This is a genomic window from Psychrobacter sp. TB20-MNA-CIBAN-0197, assembly GCF_040309765.1.
GTDB classification, from domain to species: Bacteria; Pseudomonadota; Gammaproteobacteria; order Pseudomonadales; family Moraxellaceae; genus Psychrobacter; species Psychrobacter submarinus.
On the sequence record NZ_JBEOPC010001507.1, the window covers coordinates 1 to 230 of the forward strand.

At 62.2% G+C, this 230-nt stretch carries 1 protein-coding gene; it reads right to left on the reverse strand.

All coding sequences use genetic code 11. From position 1 onward, the window contains the following. Positions 1–230: hypothetical protein (locus AAEY83_RS19005; RefSeq protein WP_351061831.1), on the reverse strand; the 230-nt coding region annotated here is incomplete at both ends.

Genomic DNA, 230 nt, shown 5'->3' on the forward strand with positions numbered 1-230 from the left:
GACCACGCCGGTCGCCGGATCATAACCGCTGATGGTCAAGGTGCTGCCAAGCGGCGTGATCACTGATTGCGGAAACCCTGCGGCCACGCCGTTGGTGATCACCGCGATGCCGCCAACCGTGAGGGTCTGCAGACCATCGAGAGCGCTGACGGTGAAAGTGCCGTTCTGGGTCAGCGCGGGCGTGTTGGGGCTGGTGCCGTCGCTGAGGTTTTTTTCGTAGACGGTAAGTT